General features: G+C 69.2%; 5 protein-coding genes. 1 reads left to right on the top strand and 4 read right to left on the bottom strand.

Annotated features, from left to right (window positions below):
* On the bottom strand, nt 1-345 hold a 345-nt coding region (locus BN11_RS23825), incomplete at its 3' end, for a hypothetical protein (RefSeq protein WP_048698412.1).
* Between the two features lie 121 nt (nt 346-466).
* On the opposite strand from BN11_RS23825, the gene BN11_RS13290 reads away from it, so the two are divergent.
* A complete protein-coding gene (locus BN11_RS13290) occupies nt 467-1,189 on the top strand; it encodes an AIM24 family protein (protein ID WP_048698409.1) in 723 nt (240 codons plus the stop codon).
* 104 nt (nt 1,190-1,293) lie between these two features.
* Here the strand turns inward: BN11_RS13290 and BN11_RS13285 are convergent, their stop codons facing one another.
* The 3 genes from BN11_RS13285 to BN11_RS25215 form a co-directional block, all read right to left on the bottom strand.
* Nucleotides 1,294-1,788, bottom strand: a complete 495-nt coding sequence (locus BN11_RS13285) for an Rv0909 family putative TA system antitoxin (RefSeq protein WP_048698408.1) — start codon at nt 1,786-1,788, stop codon at nt 1,294-1,296.
* A 101-nt stretch (nt 1,789-1,889) separates the two neighbouring features.
* The gene (locus BN11_RS25220) at nt 1,890-2,429 is read right to left on the bottom strand and encodes an MGH1-like glycoside hydrolase domain-containing protein (RefSeq protein ID WP_048698406.1); all 540 of its coding nucleotides are present in this window, start codon (nt 2,427-2,429) and stop codon (nt 1,890-1,892) included.
* Entirely contained in the window at nt 2,401-3,447 is a 1,047-nt protein-coding gene (locus tag BN11_RS25215) for a hypothetical protein (protein WP_235435470.1), read from the bottom strand. The genes BN11_RS25220 and BN11_RS25215 overlap by 29 nt, the downstream gene beginning before the upstream one ends.
* Nucleotides 3,448-3,741 lie beyond the last annotated feature (294 nt).

Raw genomic sequence — 3,741 nt, 5'->3', positions numbered from 1 at the left:
ACCGGGCGGGGGCGGCGGGGCGCCCGGGCCGCCATACCCGGCCGGCGCCGCAGGCGCGAGCGAGAGGTTGAGCCCGCCGGAGGACTCCAGCGACTGCAACTGACCCATGATCCGGTGGTAGTCCTCGGCCGATCCCGGCCGGCCCACGGCGTTGAGATAGGTCAGCACGCCGAGGTCACGCAGCAGCCGATCGCCTTCTCCCCCACCGCGACCCGCGCCGTACCCCGATCCGCCGACCGGCCCGCCCATCGGCGTGCCACCCATCAGTCCCGAGTTCGCCATCGCCGTGTCGGCCTTCTGCTGCAGATCTTGCGCGGCCGCCTTGGCCTTGTCGAGGAACCCCATCGCCTTCTCCTTCGTCGGACACACCGGATTTGCCCAAACCATATTCGGCGGCGCCGCCCGGCGCTACCGTTTGCGCAGGCGCTCGCGAACCGTTCGCGAGCCGACATACAGGGGATGAAAGATGACCATCCACGGGTCGCTGTTCCAGGACTTCCGCGAGAAGGAGACGCAGGATCCCTTCTCGTTGCAGAACAAGAAGATGCTGCGCGTCGACATGCGCTACGGAGAGGTGATGGCCAAGGCCGGCTCGATGGTCGCCTATCAAGGCGACGTCCGCTTCACCAAGCAGAGCTCGGGCATGGGGCGCTTCCTGAAGTCCGCCGTCACCGGCGAGGGCGTGACGATGATGACCTGCTCCGGGCAGGGCGACCTGTTCCTCGCCGACGAGGCGCAGGAGGTGCAGGTCATGTATCTGCAGGACGACGCGATCTCCGTCAACGGCCGCAATGTGCTCGCCTTCAGCAACTCCATCCAGTGGGACATCCACCGGATCCAGGCCCGCGGCGCCGCCATGACCGGTGGGCTCTACAACGTCTCCCTGCGCGGCACCGGCTATGTCGCGATCACCACCGATGGCGATCCGGTGGCATTGGACGTCGCCTCCTCCCCCACGTTCGCCGACGCCCAGGCGGTCGTCATGTGGACCAACGGGGTGCGGATGGACGTGCGGGTGGACACCGGCGGCATCGGCTCGATGCTGCGCGGCGGCACGGGCGAGATGCTGCAGATGGCCTTCACCGGCCAGGGCTATGTGCTGGTCCAGCCGAGCGAGGGCGTGCCCCAAGGCGGTCAGGAGCAGGGCGGCGGCGGTGGCGGCATGCTGGGGGGCATCCTCAACGGCTGACGATCGTCACGCAGCACGTCGAAAGAGCCAGCACGTCGAAAGAGCGCGACACGCCAATGATCAGACCCGATCATGGGCGTGTCGCGCTCTCTCGATGTGTTTGCTCAGCGCTCCTGTGGCCACCCGGTGTGGTCGGCACCCGGTTCGTCGGCGCCGTCGACGGCGGCCTCGGCGTCGGTCACCGTGACGTCCGCGAGCGTGTCTGCCGGGGTCGCGTCGCGCATCGTGGCGTCCGACCAGGGGTCGTCGCTGGGCATGTACTCCGGCTCGAAAGCCGTTGGCGTCGCAGCGTCGTCCCCGGCACGGTCCGCGCTCGCGTCGCCGGCCGGGCGCTGGGCGGCCACCTTGTCGACGGTCTGGCCGACGACCACGCTGAACTTCTGGATCTTGTCGTGATACTTGCCGTCGGTCTTGGCGTCGAGCGATTCGGTGGCCTTGGCGACCCACTCGTCGACCTTGCCCCGGTTGTCGCCCGCGAGCGTGCCGAGTTGCGCCTTGACGTCGGCGACGGCCTTCTGGGCGAGCTGGTTCAGCTCCTCGACGCGCCGGTCGAGGTCGATGTCGTCGATGGTCTTCTTGAGCGACTCGTTGATGGACATGGTGTGAATCCCCTCCTGCGCGGGATCGCGTGGCCCTCGGAATCCGGACCCTCGATGCTGGTCAACACCACCTTGTCACGGCTTGTTCCGGGACACGCTGGTCACAGTGCACCGGTATGCCGCCGCCACGGCTTGCAGATCAGGTGCGCCACCAGCGCGGTCCAGCCGGTCTGGTGGGAGGCGCCGAGGCCGGCGCCGGTGTCACCGTGGAAGTACTCGCTGAAGGTCGGGTGGGCCTGCCACAGCGGGTCGGTGGGGATGTCGCGCGGGTCGCTCGGGCGGCGCCAGTCGGGACCCATCCGGAACAGGCCCGTCAGCCGCTGGTCGATCTCGTCGGCGACCGCGACGACCGGGCGATACTCCCCCGACCCGTGCGGGAACTCGACCTGGACATCGGAGGCCATCCCCGCGGCATACGTCCGTAGAGCGTCGGCCAGCAGGACGTTGACGGGGAACCAGATCGGCCCGCGCCAGTTGGAGTTGCCGCCGAACATCGGCGAGTGCGACTCGCCCGGCACGTAGGCGATGGGCAGGTCGGAACCGTCGAGTCGGATGACGGCGCCGTCGCGGTAGGCCGCCGACAACGACCGGATCCCGCCGCCGGCGAGGAACTCATCGGGGTCGACGAGGCGCCGCAGCACGCGGATCAAACGGTCCTCCGAGAGGACCGACTGGGTGTCGAGCGAGCCGTCGGCGGAGTGCACCAGGGCGTCGAGCAACTCGAGTCAGGCGCAGCCGGACGGTCACGGACGCGCCCGGGTCGATGGCGTCCCAGTGCCACCAGAAGGCCGCCTTGGTGCCGTAGTGGCGGCGGGTCTTGGATGCGTCGCCGTGCACGACGGCGGAGTCGATCCCGTTCTTCGGGTATGCCGATCCGCCGCTCGCCCCGAACGTCGCCTGCTCGTCGGTCTCGTTGTCGCAGAACAACACCCGAGGTTCCCCGTCAGCCACGAGCAGGTAGCGGCCGAGATAGCCGTGCTCGGCGAGAACCGCGGCCTGATCACCGCTGCCCCGCGCGAAACTGAGCTTGGGCACCCGGGTGTCGCGACCCCATACCCACGTGTTGCGGAACCACATCTGCGGCAGCAGGTGCAGCGGCGCGGCATCGGGTCCGTGGTTGGTCGCAGTGATCTCGATGAGGACGTCCTCCGGACCCCCTTTGGCGTGACGGATGACGACGTCGAAGAACCGGTTCTCCTCGAGGACCCCCGTGTCCAGCAACTCCAGTTCGGGCTGCTCGCGGTCGCGGGCCGCGTTCTCGGTGACCAGGTGCTCGTAGGGGAACGCGCGGTGCGGGTAGCGGTAGAGCGTCTCGGCATACGAGTGCGTGGGGGTGGCGTCCAGGTGCCACCAGTACTCCTTGATGTCCTCGCCGTGGTTGCCCTGCGAGTTGGTCAGGCCGAAGAGCCGCTCCTTGAGCCGGTCGTCGTGGCCGTTCCAGAGGGCGAGCGCGACGTTGAGGAAGCCGTAGCGGTCGGTGAGCCCGGCGATGCCGTCATCGCCCCACCGGTAGGCGCGGGTGTGGGCGTGATCGAACGGGAAGGACGCCCAGGCGTCGCCGTCGGCGGAGTAGTCCTCGCGCACCGTCCCCCACTGCCGGGCCGCGAGATAGGGCCCCCACAACCGCCACGGCGCATCGGCGCCGCGGGACTCCGCCAAGCGCGCATGCTCCGGTGTCGGACTGGGCTGTGGCGTCTCCGACGACTCGCATGCGGCCTCGGTCGGACGGTCCGGTACGGCCTGGGTCATGGGTGACACCATGCCAAGGGTCGCGCCCCATGGAAGCTGTGAAGTCGATGTGAGTTCAACTTCCAGGAGGCGCGCGGCCGAAAGCGCCAATTACAGTCCCACCATGCAGTGGCGACTCGGCCTGCCGGACCGGAGCGCGCCCACGGGCCCGGAGCCCCTGGCCGCGCCAGGTGCGCCGGCGACCCCGGACGCCCAGGCGCCCGG

Origin of the sequence: Nostocoides australiense Ben110 (assembly GCF_001050535.1) — a bacterium.
In the GTDB taxonomy this organism is placed as follows: domain Bacteria; phylum Actinomycetota; class Actinomycetes; order Actinomycetales; family Dermatophilaceae; genus Nostocoides_A; species Nostocoides_A australiense.
This window is presented reverse-complemented; position numbering and strand designations above follow the sequence as displayed.